The sequence below is a fragment of the Noviluteimonas caseinilytica genome (assembly GCF_018406605.1).
Taxonomy (GTDB): domain Bacteria; phylum Pseudomonadota; class Gammaproteobacteria; order Xanthomonadales; family Xanthomonadaceae; genus Noviluteimonas; species Noviluteimonas caseinilytica.
Map to the genome: position 1 here is coordinate 1281255 of NZ_AP024545.1, position 16219 is coordinate 1297473.

Genomic DNA, 16219 nt, shown 5'->3' on the forward strand with positions numbered 1-16219 from the left:
TCTTGCTGCGACATTCGGCTTGGGGCTCCCGCGACGCGCGTGGCGCGCGTCGAGACACATTAGCTATGGATGGCGTGCAGTCTACCAAACGCAGGCCGCCAAGGCCGTCCCGCTGCGCCTCAGCGCGCGTCGCCTTCAGCGCGCAGCCGGCCCTGTTCGACATGGAAGCGCGCGATCGGATGGCCGCCGGCTTCGGTGAGGTGTTCGAAGGCCGCGGGCGCTTCGGTGCCGGTGACGAAGACCTGCGCGCCGGTGTCGATGAGGCCCTGCACGACGCGGGCCTGGTGGTGGCGATCGAGTTCGGAGGCCAGGTCGTCGAGCGCGATCACGGGCCACTCGCCGGCGAGCTCGGCGTGCAGGCGGGCTTGCGACAACAGGAGCGCCAGCGCGGTGAGCTTCGCCTGTCCGCGCGAGAGCGCTTCGCGACCTGGCAGCGCGGAAAGCCCGATCTTCCAGTCCGCGCGATGCGGGCCGACGCTCGTGAAGCCCGCCAGCTGGTCGCGGCCGCGGGCCAGCAGCAGCGCATCCGCCAGGCGCATCTCTTCGTGGCGCCACCCGGGCTGGAGGGTCAGTGAGGTCGTGCCCAGTGCCGGCGCCAGCGAAGCAGCCTCCGTGGCGAACAACGGCTGCCATTGCTGGAGGTAGGCCTCGCGGCTGCGGGTGATGGTTTCACCGCTGTCGGCGAGTTCCGCCTCCCAACCGTCGAGTTCAGCGGGCCTTGCGCCGGCCTTTAGCAAAGCGTTCCGCTGCTTCAGGGCCCGTGCATACCGCCGCCAGACCCGGAGGAAATCAAGTTCCACGTGGAACAGGCCCCAATCGAGCAAGCGGCGGCGGGTTTCGGCCGGGCCCGTCACCAGGCCGTGGCTGCCGGGTTCGAAGGTCACGACGGCCAAGGCCGCGCAGAGTTCGCCCAGATGCCCCACGGAGGCGCCATCCAGGCGGCCTTCCCACGACTGGCCGGAATGCCGGAGCCCGGCGCGGCGGATCCGCCCGGCCGCTTCGATCCATTCCACGAAGATTTCGACGGCAGGCGCGCCTTCGCGAATCAGCCCATCCCGCACCCTGCCCCGGAAGCTGCGCCCGTAGGCCATCAGGTGCATGGCTTCCAGGATCGAGGTCTTCCCGGCGCCGTTATCGCCCGTGATGAGGTTTAGCGTGGGGCCCGGGGCCAGCGTGACCTGGCCGAACCGGCGCAATCCACCGATGTCGAGCCGGGTCACGCGCACACATCACCCCGCGCAAAGCAGAACGCCCGGACCAGGCCGGGCGTTCGCATCCGTTCCACGTGGAACACAACCGTCCGCATCAGAGCCGGAGCGGCATCACCACGTGGCGGCACTTCTCGTTGCCCGCCTCGCGGACGAGGGCGGAAGAGTTGGCGTCGCGCAGCTGGAGGACGACCTGCTCGTCGCGCAATGCCGACAGCGCATCCAGCAGGTAATTGACGTTGAAACCGATCGCCAGGCCGTCGACGCGCGTATCGGCTTCGATCTCTTCCTGCGCTTCTTCCTGCTCCGGGTTGTGCGCGTTGATGCGCAGCTGGCCCGGGGATACCTCGACGCGGACGCCGCGGTACTTCTCGTTCGACAGGATGGCTGCGCGCTGCAGGGCCGCACGCAGGACTTCGCGATCGACCTTGACCTCGCGGTCCGCACCGATCGGGATCACCGCTTCGTAATCCGGGAAACGGCCGTCGATCAGCTTGCTGGTGAACGTCACATCGTCGCGCTTGACGCGGATGTGGCTGCGGCCGACTTCGAGTTCGAGCTCGCGGTCGCCGCCTTCCAGCAGGCGCTGCAATTCCTGCACGCCCTTGCGCGGCACGATGATCTGGCGCTTGGACTGCGCACCGCCCTCGAGCGGCAACTCGCACAACGCCAGGCGATGGCCATCGGTGGCCACGCAGCGCAGCGACTTGTCGCGCAGGTCGAACAGCAAGCCGTTGAGGTAATAGCGCACGTCCTGCTGGGCCATCGCGAACGCGGTGCGTTCGATCAGTTCCTTCAGCCCGGCCTCCGGCACGCGCACGCGCTCGGTGGCTTCGACTTCATCGACCGACGGGAAATCGTTGGCCGGCAGGCTGGCCAGCGTGAACCGGCTGCGACCCGCCGACACTGTGATCTTGTCGCCGGACTGCGAGACCGTGACCTTGCTGCCATCGGGCAGGGCACGGACGATCTCGAACAATTTGCGTGCCGGGATGGTGGTTTCCCCATCCTGCGCATCGTCGACGGCGTGGCGCGCCACCATTTCCACTTCCAGGTCGGTGCCGGTCAGCGAGAGCTGGCCCTGCTTGACCTGCACCAGCAGGTTGGCAAGGACCGGCAAGGTCTGGCGACGTTCGACGACATTGACGACTTGCGCCAACGGCTTCAGGAAGACTTCGCGTTGCAGGCTGAAACGCATGCGGTCTGGTTCCCCGGATCCAAGCTCTGGAAGGATGGATAAATCAAAAACTGGTGGTGCTTGGTGTTTCGAAAATCTGGGTGGAACTCGCTTAACTCGTTGATCCTGTTGCGTTTATCGACGTGAGCAAAGCGTGTACAACTGATCCTGCGGTTCCGGGACAAGCTGTGGATAAAGTTTCAGGCCCTGGGTCGCACCCTGCCTTATCCACAGCTTCCCCCGCACTCATTCACTGAGTTTGCGGATCAGCTTGTCCCAGTCTTCCCGCAGCTTGCCGTCGGTCTCCATCAGCCCCTTGATCTGCCGGCAGGCGTGCAGGACGGTCGTGTGGTCGCGACCGGCGAACGCGTCGCCAATCTCCGGAAGACTGTGTTCGGTCAGCTCTTTCGTCAGCGCCATGGCCACCTGGCGCGGACGAGCCAGCGAACGCGTCCTCCGCTTCGACAACAGATCCTTCAGTTGCAAGCCGTAGTAGTCTGCCACGGTCTTCTGGATGTTGGGGATGCCGATCGCCTGCTGCTGCGCACGCAGCAGGTCGCGCAGCGTCTCCTGCGCGAATTCCGGCGTGATCGCGCGGCCCGTGAAGTTGGCGCGCGCCGACAGCGTGTTGAGCGCACCCTCGAGGTCGCGCACGTTCGACCGCATCTTCTTGGCGATCAAAAACGCCACGTCTTCCGGCAGGTTGGCGCCGCGCTCGCGCGCCTTCGACAGCACGATCTGCGCGCGCGTCTCGAAGTCCGGCGGTTCGATGGCGACCGACAGGCCCCACGCCAGGCGCGACTTCAACCGCGGCTCCAGGCCTTCCACTTCGCGCGGATACCGATCGCACGTCAGGATGATCTGCTGCTTGCCGTCGAACAGCGCGTTGAACGTGTGGAAGAACTCTTCCTGCGTGCGGTCTTTCCCCGCGAAAAACTGGATGTCGTCGATCAGCAGCGCATCCACTTGCTGGAATTGCCGCTTGAATCCGTCCATGGCCTTGTCCTGCAGCGCTTTCATCATCGCGCTGAAGAACTGCTCGCTGCGCAAATACATCACGCGCACCTGCGGATTGTTCTCGCGCATCAAATTGCCGGCGGCGAACATCAGGTGCGTCTTGCCGAGGCCCGTGCCGCCGTACAGCAGCAACGGGTTGTGGGCGCGGTCGCCGGGCTTGTTGGCGGCCTGCAACGCGGCCGCGCGGCCCAGCTGGTTGCTGCGGCCCTCGACGAAGTTGTCGAACGTGTAATGCGAATCCAGATTGCCCTGGAAGGCCTCGGCCATCGGCGTGCGCATCGTCGGCGCCGTACCCATCGAAATGGCGCCGGCGGTGGGCGCGCGCTTGATCGCACCGATTTCCAGGCTCACCCCGGCGTCGCCGGCGAAATGGGCCACCAGCTCGCGGATGCGGGGCAGGTAACGCTCCCGCACTTCCTCCATCACGAAGGCGTTGGGCGCGTAGAGCACCAGCCCCTCGTCATTGAGCCGGGCCTGCAGGGGCTTGAGCCAGGTGTGCACGTCCTCGGCCGGGAATTCGGCTTCGAGACGCTCGAGACAACGTGGCCAGGCTTCCATAAAGCAGCGGATCTCGTCGACGACCCAGCGGCGCGACCACGGGGATCGCGCTGTGGATAAGTTGGGGGGCGAGGCAGACTACCACCGCCCCGAGGCATGGCAAGTGCGATCGTCGGCAGCCCGCGCATCACGCACGCAATCGTTCGCCGAGGTTGACCGACCCCGCGCAACCCCATAGACTCCCGCCTCTTTTCTGCCGAAAACTCGTTCGCGAGTCGAATCATGGCCACCAAGCGCACCTACCAGCCCAGCAACCTCAAGCGCAAGCGCGACCACGGCTTCCGTGCGCGCATGAAGACCGCCGACGGCCGCAAGGTCCTCGCGCGTCGTCGCGCGAAGGGTCGCCGTCGCCTGACTGTCTGACGCGTCGGCCTTCGCGGCCGCCCGTGTTCGCTTCAGCGTGACAACTCCCGTGGACGCCGGCCTGCCGCGCAGCGCACGCGTCCGCATCGGGAAGGACTTCGACCGGGTCTTCGCCGACGGTCTTCGCAACGCAGATCCCCTCATGAGCCTCCATTGGCTTCGCAGCGAATCGCCTGCGAGGCTCGGGCTTGCCGTGTCGCGCAAGGTCGATCCGCGCGCCGTCGGCCGCAACCGCATCAAGCGCTTGCTCCGCAGCGAATTCCGTCATTGCCGCCTGCTGCTGCCGGGCGGCGATTACGTGCTCGTCGCGCGCCCGTCCGCGCGCAATGCGAACGCGGAAGCGCTGCGCACCGCGTTTTCCTCGCTGCTGCGCCGCGCAGGCGCGTTGCCGCCCGCCGGCCCCACCGGCACAATGCCCGCCGCTTGCCCACCGGGCGCTCCGCCCCCATCCCCTTGAACTTCGCGCGCTGCGCCTGGCGCCGCGCCGTTCCGATTGCTGCCCGAGTGCCTGCATGAACCAGACCCGCATGTTCCTCCTCTTCGCCTGGATCGCCGTGGCGACGCTGCTCTACATGGAGTGGACGAAGGAACACGCCCCGAGCGTGGTGCCGACCACCACGACCGCCTCGGCCGCCACCGCCGCACCCGCGATTCCCGTCGCGCCGAGCGCGTCGACCGCCCTCTCGTCGGCCACGCCGACCGCACCGGGCGCCGTGACCACCGCGACGCCTTCCGCCGCGCCGATCGTCACCGTCAACACCGACCTGCTGCGCCTCACGCTCGATGGCGGCAGCGTGCACACCGCGCAGCTCCTGCGTTATCCGACCGAAGCGAAGGCCGGCAGCGAGAGCGTGCAGTTGCTCGACGCGCGCCCGGAGAATTTCTTCGAAGCGCAGAGCGGTTGGGTCGCCACCGGCAACAGCCCCGCGCCGAGCCACGTCGACGGATTCGTGCCCGCCGAAGCCGCGCGCAGCTACACGATGCAGCCCGGCGCGAACACGCTCAGCGTGCCGTTCACCTGGACCGGTGCGAACGGCGTGACCATCCGCCGCACGTACACGTTCACCCGCGGCAACTACGCCATCCAGGTGCGCGACGACGTCACCAACAACGGCAGCGCGCCGTGGCAGGGCTACGTGTACCGCCAGCTCGAGCGCAACCCGCCGCCGCAGAAGTCCGGCTACACCAATCCCGAAGCGCTCGCCTTCCACGGCGCCGCCTGGTACAGCCCGACCGACAAGTACGAGAAGCGCAAGTACGACAAGTTCGTCGACGACGGCACGCTCGACAAGAAAGTCACCGGCGGCTGGATCGCGCTGCTGCAGCACTACTTCTTCACCGCGTGGATCCCGGGCGACAAGGACGAAGCGACGTTCTCGCTGTCCACGCGCCAGGTCCCCGGCGCCACCAACTACCTCGTGCGCGCGCTCGGCCCCGGCGTCAACGTTGCGCCGGGTGCGCATGCCGAAACCACCGCGCGTTTGTGGGTCGGCCCCAAGCTCGTCGAAGGCATCGAAGCGCAGCACGTGCCGGGCCTGACGCGCGCCGTCGATTTCAGCAGCTTCAGCTTCATGGCCACGCTCGCCGGCTGGCTGTTCGCCATCATCACGATGATCCATGGCGTGCTCGGCAACTGGGGCTGGTCGATCATCGGCCTGGTCGTGCTGATCCGCCTGGCGATGTATCCCATCGCCGCCAAGCAGTTCCAGTCGATGGCGAAGATGCGCAAGCTCGCGCCGCGCATGCAGCAGCTGAAGGAACGCTACGGCGACGATCGCCAGAAGCTGCAGATGGCGACGATGGAGCTGTACAAGAAAGAGAAGGTCAACCCGGCCGGCGGTTGCTTGCCGATGCTGATCCAGATGCCGATCTTCCTCGCGCTGTACTGGATGCTGTCGGAGTCGGTCGAGCTGCGCCACGCGCCGTGGATCGGCTGGATCACCAACCTCTCCGCGCGCGATCCGTACTTCATCCTGCCCATCCTCAACATGCTGATCATGTACACCACGCAGCGGCTCACGCCGATGCAGGGCATGGATCCCACGCAGCAGAAGATGATGCAGTTCATGCCGCTGGTCATCGGCGTCACGATGGTGTTCTTCCCGGCCGGCCTGGTGCTGTACTGGGTTACCAACGGTGCGCTCGGCCTGCTGCAACAGTGGTTCATGCTGCGCCGCTACGGCGACAAGCCCGAACTCGCGAAGGCGTGACCGCCACGGACACCGACACCATCGTCGCCATCGCCACCGCGCCAGGCGCCGGTGGCGTCGGCGTGGTGCGGTTGTCCGGCCCGCGCAGCCGCGCGATCGCGGAAGCCCTGTGCGGCTGCGCCCTCGTCCCGCGCCACGCGCATTACGTGCGGTTGCGCGCCGGCGAGGAAACCATCGACGACGGTCTCGCGCTGTATTTCGCCGCGCCCGCCAGCTTCACCGGCGAACACGTGGTGGAACTGCAGGCGCACGGCAGCCCCGTCGTGCTGCAACGCCTGGTCGCCGAGTGCTGCACGCGCGGGGCACGCCACGCGCGGCCCGGTGAATTCAGCGAACGCGCCTTCCTCAACGGCAAGCTCGACCTCGCGCAGGCCGAAGCCGTCGCCGACCTCATCGCCGCCGGCGACACGCGCGCTGCACGCGCCGCCCGTCGCGCACTCGATGGCGTGTTCTCGCAACGCGTCGACGCGCTGGCCACCGAACTGCTGCACCTGCGTATCCACGTCGAGGCTGCGATCGATTTCGCCGACGAGTCCCTCGACACCCTCGGCGGCCGCGAACTGCGCGAAGGCCTCGCCCGCGCGACCTCCACCGTGGCCACGCTCCTCGCCGAAGCCGAACGCGGCCGCAAGCTGCGCGATGGCTTGCACGCCGTGATCGTGGGCCCGCCGAATGCCGGCAAGAGTTCGCTGCTCAACGCGCTCGCCGGCAGCGAACGCGCGATCGTCACCGACATCGCCGGCACCACGCGCGACCTGCTGCACGAAACCGTTCGCCTCGACGGCGCCGAACTCACGCTCGTCGACACCGCCGGCCTGCGCGAAGGCGGCGATGCGATCGAACGCGAAGGCATGCGCCGCGCGCGCGACGAACTGCAGGGCGCCGACCTGGCGATCGTGGTGCTCGATGCGCGCGATCCAGAATCCGGACGCACCGCCGTCGCCGACGCGATCGCCGACGTCCCGCGTCGCCTGTGGATCCACAACAAGTCCGACCTGCTCCCGCACGCGCCGCACGACACGGACCCCGATACTGTCCACGTCTCCGCGCGCACCGGTGCCGGCCTCGACGCATTGCACGCGCGCCTGCGCACGTTGTCGGGCGCCGAAGCCGCCGACGCCGGCGAGGGCACCTTCACCGCGCGCGCCCGCCACGTCGACGCGCTGGCCCGCACCGCCGCGCACCTGCACGACGCCGCAGCGCAACTGGACGCCGACGCGCTCGAACTCGCAGCCGAATCCCTCCGCGCCGGCCACGACGCCCTCGGCGAAATCACCGGCCGCGTCGTCCCCGACGCCCTCCTCGGGCATATCTTCGGCAGCTTCTGCATCGGCAAGTAAGGCAACGCCGCGGCCCGCGCCCGCCGCCTGAATAGCCCCCCGGCACGATCCGTGCATGGGCCGCCATGCGGAATGTCCGAAATTTGCCCCGGGTTTCGTCACGCACGCTTGACAAACGCCCGCCGCTGTCGCGTCCTACGCGCACGTGCCCGCAACTGGCGCACAGACAGGGGAGTGGTTCCGTTATGCACGCAATGTCCAAGTCGTCGCGCCCGCGCGTGGCGCGCCTGAATCTCTACGTCCTGGTCGCGCTGGGGTGCGCGACGCTCGCCGCTTGCGGCGGCAAACAGGAAGCCGCCACCGATGCCGGCGTGGCCACCAGCGCCACCGCCGCCGCGGTCGCGGCACCGCCGCCGGCCGTGTCCGAAGCCGTCGCCGCGATGAGCGCCGACCAGCTCCGCGAGGCCGCCAGCGGCGCGCTCCGCGAGCAGCGCCTGTACGCCCCGGCGGGCAACAACGCCATGGAGTACTACCTCGCCCTGCGCGACAAGGCGCCGAGCGACCCCGCCGTGGCCAGCGCCCTGACCGACCTGATGCCGTACGCCCTCATCGCGACCGAGCAGAGCATCCAGCGCGAGGACTTCACCGAAGCCCAGCGCCTGTACGCCCTGATGGAGAAGACCGACGCCTCGGCGCCGGCGCTCCCGCGCCTGAAGACGACGATCGCCCAGTCCCAGCAGGCCGTCGCCGCACGCGCCGAACAGGACAAGGTGAAGTCCGAGGAAGACCTGAAGAAGCAGGCCGACCTCGAAAAGCAGCGCCTCGCCCAGCAGGCCACCGCCCAGCAGCAGGCCGCCGCGCAGCTCGCGCAGCAGCAGGCCGCCCAAGCCGAAGCCGACAAGAAGGCCGCCGCCCAGCGCGAAGCCGACCAGAAGGAAGCCGCCCAGCGCGCCGCCGCTGCCCAGCAGCCCGCCGCCAGCGCCCCGGCGCAGCAGCAGGCCTCGGCGCCGGCATCGTCCGGTGGTGGTGGCAGCCTGCGCGCCGTCTCCACGCCGGCCCCGCGCTATCCGCCCGAAGCCGCGCGTCGCCAGCAGAGCGGCGAGGTCCAGGTGGAAATCACCGTGGGCACCGATGGGTCGGTCACCAGCGCCCGCGTCGTCGACGCCAACCCGGCGCGCATCTTCGACCGCGAAGCCCTCGCGGCGGTGAAGCGCTGGAAGTTCGCGCCGATCGATGCACCGGTCACCACGCGCCGCACGATCAACTTCCGTCCCGGCGGCTGATCTCGCGCAACACGTGGAACGAAAAAAGCCCGGCAATCGCCGGGCTTTTTTCTTGCGCGCAATCCGGCCGGAACGTCAGGCCGAGATCGCCAGCTTCTCCTGGTGGTAACGCCGCGTCGCCGCGAACCACAACGCGATCGCCACCCCGAAGCCCGCCGCCATGTACACGCCCCAGAACGCCATCGGGATGTCTTCGCCGCGCACCACCTTCAGCAGCATCTGGTTCTGCGCCAGGAACGGCACCGCGAACATCCACAGCTGGTTCTTCACCGGGCTCACCATCAGCGCGATGGTCGGGATCATCGGCAGCAGCATCAGCATGCTCATGTAGCTCTGCGCTTCCTTCACCGACTTCGCACCGGCGGCGATGAACGTCAGCAGCGAGGTGCCGATGAACAGCATCGGCAGCAGGATCACGAGCATCTTGCCGATCGCCGGCATGCTCACGTCCATCTGGCGCCCGATGCCCGGCGAGAACTGCGAGCCCACCTTGAACGCGAGCAGCGTCAGCAGCAGCGACGTCAGGCCGACCACGCACGCCGCCGAGATCTTGCCGGTCACCACCGCGCCGCGATGCGTGGGCGTGGCGAGCAAGGGTTCGAGCGACTGGCGTTCGCGTTCGCCCGCGGTCGTGTCGATGATCAGGTACGCACCACCGAGGAACGCACCGAGGATCAGCAGGTACGGCAGGATCGACATCACCATGCCGCGCCGCGCTTCCGGCGTCGACAGATCCTTGTGCGAGACGACGACCGGCGATGCGACGCCCGGGTTCATCCCGCGCGCAAGCAAGCGCAACGCACCCACCTGCTGCCCGTAACGCGACAACGCATCCTCGATGCGCTTCACCGGGATGTCCGAATCCTGGCGCGTGCTGTCGTGCACGATCTCCACCAGCGCCGGCTGGCCTTCGCGCCAGTCCTTGTCGAAGTCGTCGCCGATCTTCAGGTACACGTCCTCGGCCTGGTTGCGCACCGCAGCGTCCAGGTCGCCGGTGACCTTGCGCTGGCGGATGCCCTGGCCAGCGAGCCACTTCACCATGTTGGGCGCGTGTTCGACGCCGACCATCGGGATGTCGAGCGGTTTTTCGATCTGGCTCTTCGCGCGCGACTCGGCCAGCGTGAGGATGCCGAGCATGATCGCGGGCGTGAGCAGCGGGCCCAGCACCAGCGCCAGCATCAGCGTGCGCTTGTCGCGGACGAACTCGCGCAGTTCCTTCATCAGGATCGTGCGGATGGAAGACATCATGCCGGCCTTCATGCGTGCAACCCCTCTTCCGAACCGATCAACCGAACGAACGCATCCTCGAGGTTCTCCTCGCCCGTCTGCTTCCGCAATTCATCCGACGTGCCGTGCGCGACGACGCGCCCGTGCGCGATCACCACGATGCGATCGCAGAGCGCGGCGACCTCCTGCATGATGTGGCTGGAGAAGATCACGCAACGGCCTTCGCCGCGCAGCTGGCGCAGGAATTCGCGCAGCCCGCGGGTGGTCATCACGTCGAGCCCGTTGGTGGGTTCGTCCAGGATCACGTTGCGCGGGTCGTGCACCAATGCGCGCGCGATGGCGGTCTTGGTGCGCTGGCCCTGCGAGAAGCCTTCGGTCTGGCGATCCAGGAAATCGTCCATCTGCAGCGCCGCCGACAACGCCTTGGTGCGCGCCGCGATGGTTGCCGCATCCAGCCCGTGCAGCTCGCCGAAGTAGCGGATGTTCTCGCGCGCAGTCAGGCGCTTGTACACGCCGCGCGCATCCGGCAACACGCCGAGCGCGCGTCGCGCTGCTTCCGGATCGCTCGCCACGTCCTTGCCATCGACGAGCACGCGCCCGCTTTCCGGGCGCATCAGCGTGTAGAGCATGCGCAGCGTCGTCGTCTTGCCCGCGCCGTTCGGCCCGAGCAACCCGGTGATTTCGCCATCGCGCGCTTCGAAGCCCACGTCGTCGACGGCAACGACCGGCCCCTTGCCTTTCCCCGTGCCGGGGAAGGTCTTGCGCAGGTGTTCGGCAACGATCATTTACGGCTCCCATCCATTGAACGAGGTGAACGGCGGCGTGTAGGCGAGCGTGTCGAGGCATTTCGCATCGAGCGCCTTCGCATCGGCCGTGTCGAGGAATTGCGCGAACAGCTTCGGCATGCAGCCGGCGCCGATCACGTTGTGGCCCTGGCCGCGCAGCACGAGCGCGCGGCCCTTCGGCAACGTCTTGACCACGCTTTCGGCGTAGGCCGGCGGCGTCACCGGATCCAGTTCGCCGGACAGCAGCAACGCCGGCACGTTGGTGGCGAGCGGCGCGTGGAAATCCTTCGGCGCCACGCCCTTCGGCCACACCGCGCACTGCTGCTGCAGCGTTTCGACGAGCTGGTTGCCGAGCAGCGACTGCGACATCGCATCGTCGCCGTGGATGCCCGCGCTGTCCTCGGTGCAGATCACCGACAACTGCATGCCGTACATCATCTGGTCCGCCAGCGAACCGCCGAGCATCTTCGACAGCGCCATCAGGCCTTCGTAACGGCCCTGGTCGGCTTCGTTGAGCAGCAGCGGCAGGATGGACGCCGCGACCGGCACGTACGCATACATGCGCGTCAGGCCCGCGACGTGGTCCGGCGTGAGGCGTTCTTCCTTCATCTGCCCGGTGCTGGCGTCGCGGTATTTCACCATCGGCGGGTCGGCGCGCAGCTTCGTCATCAACGCGTTCAAGCGCTGGCGCGGATCGCCGAGCGACTTCGCGCAACCCGGCGTCTTCGTGCAGCGACCGAACTGCAGGTCGAGTGCGGACTCCAGGTTGCGCGCGAAATCGTTGCCGAGGTAGATCGCATTCGGCGCGACCGAATCCAGCGTGATGGTGCGCGTGTGCTGCGGATAGCGCATCGCGTACTGCTGCGCGACGCGCGTGCCGTAGCTCACGCCCATCAGGTTGATCTTGTCGGCGCCGATGGCGGCGCGCACGGCGTCGAGGTCGCGGATCGCGTCGGTGGTGGAATAGAAGCGGACGTCGGCGTGCTTGGCCAGCGCATCGCGGCACTTCTCGGCGGCGGCGCGCATGGCGGCGGGCGATTCGTCGACCGCGTCGGCCTGCACGCTCGCGTCGTCCGCCTTGTCCTCGGCGCCCTCGTCCTTGCACTTCAGCGGATTGGACTTGCCGGTGCCGCGCTGGTCCACGAGGACCACGTCGCGATGCTTGAGCACCTCGCGGAACGCGGGGGCGACCTGCGGATAGGTTTCCGCCGCCGCCTGGCCCGGGCCGCCGGCGAGCATGAAGACCGGATCGGGCATGTGGTCGCCCGATTCGTTGGCCGGCACCCACGCGATGTTGAGCGCGATCTTGCGGCCGTTCGGCAGCGCGGGATTTTCCGCGACCGTGAACGTGCCGCACTCGGCCTCGACGCTGGCGGCGCCCAGCGCGGGCGCGAGCGTGCACGGCTTGAAGGCGATGCGCCCCAGCTTGCGTTCGGGCGCGGCTTCGGCGGCGTAGGCGGTGGCCTTGGGCGCGGATTTCGGTGCGCGGCTTTGCCAGGCGCGCCAGCCCAGCACGGCCGCGACCAGCGCCAGTGCGAGCAGGAATCGGGTCTTGCGGTTCATCGTGGTGCGTCCCCTCCGAGCGATGGCGTCAGCATGACAGGACGCTGCGCGGCGCGGAACGTGACCGACGAGGGAGCTACTTGCTGCTGACGTACTTCTCGCGGCGCACCTGCGGCACCGGCAGGCCGAAGCCCTTCAGCGTCTCGAAGCAGGCATCCACCATGTTGGGGTTGCCGCACAGGTAGGCGATGTCGGTGTCGGCGTGCGGTGCGAATTCCTCCAGGAACTGCTGCACGTACCCATGGCGCACGTCGGCATGCGCCTGCGCCGAACCCGGCGCCGGCAGTTCGCGCGAGAAACACGGCACGAAGCGGAAGTGCTCGCCGTGCTTGTCGGCGAAGGCGCGGAATTCGTCGCCGTACAACAGCTCCACCGGCGTGCGCGCACCGAACAGCAACACCACCTTGATGCCGCGCTCCACGATCAGCCGCTCCAGCTGCGGCAGCATCGCGCGGTACGGCGTGACGCCGGTGCCCGTGCCGATCAGGAGGTAACGCTGGTTGGTGTCGGCCGGCATCAGGCAGAAGCGCCCGTAGGGGCCGCTCGCGTCGATCAGGCCGTGCTCGGGCAGGCCTTCGAACAGGGCCGTGGCCGCGCCGCCCGCCACGTAGCTGACCGCGATCTCCACCGCCTCGCCCGGGCCCAGCGCGTGGTCGTGGATGGTGGCCAGCGAGTAGCTGCGCTTGGTGGCCGTGCCGTCGGCGTAATGGAAGTGCACCTGCACGAACTGGCCGGGGATGAAATCCAGGGGCTGCCCGTCGTCGCGCTGGAAGGTCAGGTGCGCAACCGTCGGCGCCAGCATGCGGCGCGCGACGAGCTTGAGCGGAAAGTGCGTGATGGCCAAGGTGTCGGGGGTCGTCAGTGCAACGGAGCGTTGGCGCCGGGGCCGCCGCGGGGCCGCCTATACTACCGGCTTCGCCGCGCAGGCTGCGGCCGAAGGCCTTTCCATGCCCCCCGACGCAAACGCCAAGACCCATGCGCTCGACAGCGCGCCCGCACTGCGCGTGTCCGACCTCCGCAAGACCTACGACAACGGCGTGCAGGCCCTGAAGGGCGTGTCGCTGGACGTGCGTCCCGGCGACTTCTTCGCCCTGCTCGGCCCCAATGGCGCCGGCAAGAGCACCCTGATCGGCATCGTCAGCTCGCTCGTGAACAAGAGCGCCGGGCAGGTCGAGGTGTTCGGCACGGACATCGCCCGCCACCGGTCGGAGGCCATGCGCCTGCTCGGCCTGGTGCCGCAGGAAATCAACTTCAACCTGTTCGAGAAGCCCTTCGACATCCTCGTCAACTACGCGGGCTTCTACGGCATCCCGCGCGAGGAAGCGATGGCGCGCGCCGAAGTGGAACTCAAGCGCGGGCACCTCTGGGAAAAGGCGCAGGTGATGTCGCGCACGCTGTCGGGCGGCATGAAGCGCCGGCTGATGATCGCGCGCGCCATGATGACCGCGCCGCGCCTGCTCATCCTCGACGAGCCCACCGCCGGCGTGGACATCGAAATCCGCCGCGGCATGTGGCGCACGCTGCGCGAGATCAACGCGGCCGGCACCACGATCATCCTCACCACGCATTACCTGGAGGAAGCCGAGAGCCTCTGCAAGAACCTGGCGATCATCGACAAGGGCACCATCGTGGCGCAGGGCACGATGAAGGCGCTGCTGGCCAAGCTCGACATCGAAGGCTTCCTGTTCGACATCGACGGCCAGCTGCCGGCAGCGTTGCCGGAAATCCCCGGCGCCACGCTGTCCGCCGCGGACGACCACACGCTCGACCTCGAAATGCCGCGCGCCATGGACCTCAACGGCGTGTTCACCCGACTGGATGCCGCCGGCATCCGCGTGCGTTCGATGCGCACCAAGTCCAACCGTCTCGAAGAATTGTTCGTCCGCCTCACGGGGCAGGAGCAGGCCCAGTGAACGACATCCCCTCGAAGGACGTGCAAGCCAAGGGCATGATCGCGCCCGTCCCCGCCACGCCCGCGCGCCGCAACTGGGTGGCGCTGGGCACCATCGTGCGCCGCGAAGTCACGCGCATCCTGCGCATCTGGGCGCAGACGCTGGTGCCGCCCGCGATCACGATGACGCTGTACTTCCTGATCTTCGGCGGGCTGATCGGCTCGCGCGTGGGACAGATGGACGGCATCAGCTACATGGCCTTCATCGTGCCGGGCCTGGTGATGATGAGCGTCATCCAGAACAGCTACGGCAACATTTCCTCGTCGTTCTTCGGCGCCAAGTTCGGCCGGCACGTGGAGGAACTGCTCGTCAGCCCGATGCCCAACCACGTGATCCTCGGCGGCTACGTCGCCGGCGCCGTGCTGCGCGGGTTGATGGTCGGCGTGATCGTGCTGCTGATCTCGATGTTCTTCACGCCGGTGCGCATGCCGCATCCGCTCGTCACGCTGACCACCGTGATCCTGGGCGCCACGATCTTTTCGCTCGCCGGGTTCGTCAACGCGGTGTACGCGAAGAAGTTCGACGACATCGCCATCGTCCCCACCTTCATCCTCACCCCGCTCACGTACCTGGGCGGCGTGTTCTATTCGGTGAAGCTGCTGCCGGGCTGGGCGGAAACGCTTACCCACCTCAACCCGATCTTCTACATGGTCAATGCGTTCCGCTACGGCCTGCTCGGCGTGAGCGACGTGCCGTTGTGGGTCGCGTATTCGTTGATGCTGGGCTTCGTGGCCGCGTTGTCCGCGATCGGCCTGTGGCTGCTGAAGCGCGGCGTCGGGCTGCGCAGCTAACCGGGCAAGCGGAAGAACGCCGTCGCGGCCGCGCTCGTCGCCGCCGCCACGGTCTCGACGGGCTCGCCGCGATCGCGCGCGAGCTCCTCCACGATGTGCGCCAGGTACATCGGTTCGTTGCGGCGATGCGACGGCTGCGGTCGCACGGTGCGCGGCAGCAGGTAGGGCGCATCGGTTTCGATCATCAGGCGGTTGGCCGGGATGTGCTTCACCAGTTCGCGCAGGTGCAGGCCGCGGCGTTCGTCGCACAGCCACCCGGTGATGCCCACGTACCAGTCCTGGTCGAGGTAATCGAACAGTTCCTTGCGCGTCCCCGTGAAGCAATGCACGACGGCCGGCCCGAGGCGCCCGTCGAAGTTGCGCATCGCGGCCATGAAGTCGTCGTGCGCATCGCGCTGGTGCAGGAAGAGCGGCTTGCCGGTGTCCGCGCCGATCTGCAATTGCATCTCGAATGCGCGACGTTGCGCCGGCCGCGGCGAGAAATCGCGGAAGTAATCCAGCCCGCACTCGCCGACGGCGACCACTTCCGGCAACGCCTGCAACGCGCGCATCTCCGCGTCGCATTCGGCGGTGTACTCGGTGGCGTGGTGCGGATGCACGCCGGCGGTGGCGAACAATTCGCCGGGGTGCTGGCGCGCCAGGTTCGCGGCCTGCGGCGAGTGCGCGCGGCTGGCGCCGGTCACGATCATCCGCCGCACGCCCGCATCGCGCGCGCGTTGCAGCACGGCGTCGCGGTCGTGGTCGAAGCTGTCGTGGGTGAGGTTGGCGCCGATGTCGATGAGCATGGGGCGCAAGTCTACCGGCC

At 68.0% G+C, this 16219-nt stretch carries 15 protein-coding genes; 7 read left to right on the forward strand and 8 right to left on the reverse strand.

Translation table 11 applies throughout. The features are described from left to right. Window positions 1-119: 119 nt before the first annotated feature. From recF to dnaA, 3 genes are all read right to left on the reverse strand, one after another. On the reverse strand, window positions 120-1226 hold the full coding sequence (gene recF / locus LYSCAS_RS06295) for a DNA replication/repair protein RecF (RefSeq protein WP_213436805.1): 1107 nt from the start codon (window positions 1224-1226) through the stop codon (window positions 120-122). 79 nt (window positions 1227-1305) lie between these two features. Then, the gene (gene dnaN / locus LYSCAS_RS06300; protein ID WP_213436807.1) at window positions 1306-2406 is read right to left on the reverse strand and encodes a DNA polymerase III subunit beta; all 1101 of its coding nucleotides are present in this window, start codon (window positions 2404-2406) and stop codon (window positions 1306-1308) included. Window positions 2407-2631: 225 nt separating this feature from the next. After that, the gene (gene dnaA, locus LYSCAS_RS06305; RefSeq protein ID WP_213436809.1) at window positions 2632-3960 is read right to left on the reverse strand and encodes a chromosomal replication initiator protein DnaA; all 1329 of its coding nucleotides are present in this window, start codon (window positions 3958-3960) and stop codon (window positions 2632-2634) included. Window positions 3961-4182: 222 nt separating this feature from the next. On the opposite strand from dnaA, the gene rpmH reads away from it, so the two are divergent. The 5 genes from rpmH (at window position 4183) to LYSCAS_RS06330 (ending at window position 9096) form a co-directional block, all read left to right on the forward strand. Continuing rightward, window positions 4183-4323: a 50S ribosomal protein L34 gene (gene rpmH, locus LYSCAS_RS06310; RefSeq protein ID WP_156640208.1), complete on the forward strand. Its 141-nt coding sequence runs from the start codon at window positions 4183-4185 to the stop codon at window positions 4321-4323. A gap of 37 nt (window positions 4324-4360) precedes the next feature. Further along, a complete protein-coding gene (rnpA, locus tag LYSCAS_RS06315) occupies window positions 4361-4780 on the forward strand; it encodes a ribonuclease P protein component (RefSeq protein WP_213436811.1) in 420 nt (139 codons plus the stop codon). Between the two features lie 55 nt (window positions 4781-4835). After that, window positions 4836-6533, forward strand: a complete 1698-nt coding sequence (yidC, locus tag LYSCAS_RS06320; protein ID WP_213436813.1) for a membrane protein insertase YidC — start codon at window positions 4836-4838, stop codon at window positions 6531-6533. Continuing rightward, a complete protein-coding gene (mnmE, locus tag LYSCAS_RS06325; protein ID WP_213436815.1) occupies window positions 6530-7873 on the forward strand; it encodes a tRNA uridine-5-carboxymethylaminomethyl(34) synthesis GTPase MnmE in 1344 nt (447 codons plus the stop codon). The genes yidC and mnmE overlap by 4 nt, the downstream gene beginning before the upstream one ends. Window positions 7874-8067: 194 nt before the next feature. Beyond that, window positions 8068-9096: an energy transducer TonB gene (locus tag LYSCAS_RS06330; RefSeq protein WP_213437637.1), complete on the forward strand. Its 1029-nt coding sequence runs from the start codon at window positions 8068-8070 to the stop codon at window positions 9094-9096. Between the two features lie 75 nt (window positions 9097-9171). Here LYSCAS_RS06330 and LYSCAS_RS06335 read toward each other — a convergent pair whose 3' ends face one another. The 4 genes from LYSCAS_RS06335 to LYSCAS_RS06350 form a co-directional block, all read right to left on the reverse strand. Continuing rightward, window positions 9172-10356 carry an ABC transporter permease gene (locus tag LYSCAS_RS06335; RefSeq protein ID WP_213436817.1) on the reverse strand — a complete coding sequence of 395 codons (1185 nt, stop codon included), beginning with the start codon at window positions 10354-10356 and terminating at the stop codon, window positions 9172-9174. Continuing rightward, window positions 10353-11108: an ABC transporter ATP-binding protein gene (locus LYSCAS_RS06340; protein WP_213436819.1), complete on the reverse strand. Its 756-nt coding sequence runs from the start codon at window positions 11106-11108 to the stop codon at window positions 10353-10355. The genes LYSCAS_RS06335 and LYSCAS_RS06340 overlap by 4 nt, the downstream gene beginning before the upstream one ends. Beyond that, entirely contained in the window at window positions 11109-12671 is a 1563-nt protein-coding gene (locus LYSCAS_RS06345; protein WP_213436821.1) for an alpha/beta hydrolase, read from the reverse strand. It abuts the gene before it with no gap. Between the two features lie 76 nt (window positions 12672-12747). Further along, window positions 12748-13473, reverse strand: coding sequence for an FAD-binding oxidoreductase (locus tag LYSCAS_RS06350; protein WP_213437639.1), 726 nt, complete (start codon window positions 13471-13473; stop codon window positions 12748-12750). Between the two features lie 145 nt (window positions 13474-13618). On the opposite strand from LYSCAS_RS06350, the gene LYSCAS_RS06355 reads away from it, so the two are divergent. After that, the gene (locus tag LYSCAS_RS06355) at window positions 13619-14584 is read left to right on the forward strand and encodes an ABC transporter ATP-binding protein (protein ID WP_213436823.1); all 966 of its coding nucleotides are present in this window, start codon (window positions 13619-13621) and stop codon (window positions 14582-14584) included. A 35-nt stretch (window positions 14585-14619) separates the two neighbouring features. After that, the gene (locus LYSCAS_RS06360) at window positions 14620-15414 is read left to right on the forward strand and encodes an ABC transporter permease (protein WP_213437641.1); all 795 of its coding nucleotides are present in this window, start codon (window positions 14620-14622) and stop codon (window positions 15412-15414) included. On the opposite strand, the gene LYSCAS_RS06365 is transcribed toward LYSCAS_RS06360, so the two are convergent. After that, window positions 15411-16199 carry a TatD family hydrolase gene (locus LYSCAS_RS06365; RefSeq protein WP_213436825.1) on the reverse strand — a complete coding sequence of 263 codons (789 nt, stop codon included), beginning with the start codon at window positions 16197-16199 and terminating at the stop codon, window positions 15411-15413. The genes LYSCAS_RS06360 and LYSCAS_RS06365 overlap by 4 nt on opposite strands. Window positions 16200-16219 lie beyond the last annotated feature (20 nt).

Coding starts and splice junctions, on each gene's coding strand:
- dnaN (WP_213436807.1), bottom strand. CDS start 2,406: ATGCGTTTCAGCCTGCAACGCGAAGTCTTCCTGAAGCCGTTGGCGCAA.
- rpmH (WP_156640208.1), top strand. CDS start 4,183: ATGGCCACCAAGCGCACCTACCAGCCCAGCAACCTCAAGCGCAAGCGC.
- LYSCAS_RS06340 (WP_213436819.1), bottom strand. CDS start 11,108: ATGATCGTTGCCGAACACCTGCGCAAGACCTTCCCCGGCACGGGGAAA.
- LYSCAS_RS06360 (WP_213437641.1), top strand. CDS start 14,620: ATGATCGCGCCCGTCCCCGCCACGCCCGCGCGCCGCAACTGGGTGGCG.
- LYSCAS_RS06350 (WP_213437639.1), bottom strand. CDS start 13,473: ATGCTGGCGCCGACGGTTGCGCACCTGACCTTCCAGCGCGACGACGGG.
- yidC (WP_213436813.1), top strand. CDS start 4,836: ATGAACCAGACCCGCATGTTCCTCCTCTTCGCCTGGATCGCCGTGGCG.
- LYSCAS_RS06330 (WP_213437637.1), top strand. CDS start 8,068: ATGTCCAAGTCGTCGCGCCCGCGCGTGGCGCGCCTGAATCTCTACGTC.
- LYSCAS_RS06335 (WP_213436817.1), bottom strand. CDS start 10,356: ATGAAGGCCGGCATGATGTCTTCCATCCGCACGATCCTGATGAAGGAA.
- dnaA (WP_213436809.1), bottom strand. CDS start 3,960: ATGGAAGCCTGGCCACGTTGTCTCGAGCGTCTCGAAGCCGAATTCCCG.
- LYSCAS_RS06355 (WP_213436823.1), top strand. CDS start 13,619: ATGCCCCCCGACGCAAACGCCAAGACCCATGCGCTCGACAGCGCGCCC.
- LYSCAS_RS06365 (WP_213436825.1), bottom strand. CDS start 16,199: ATGCTCATCGACATCGGCGCCAACCTCACCCACGACAGCTTCGACCAC.
- LYSCAS_RS06345 (WP_213436821.1), bottom strand. CDS start 12,671: ATGAACCGCAAGACCCGATTCCTGCTCGCACTGGCGCTGGTCGCGGCC.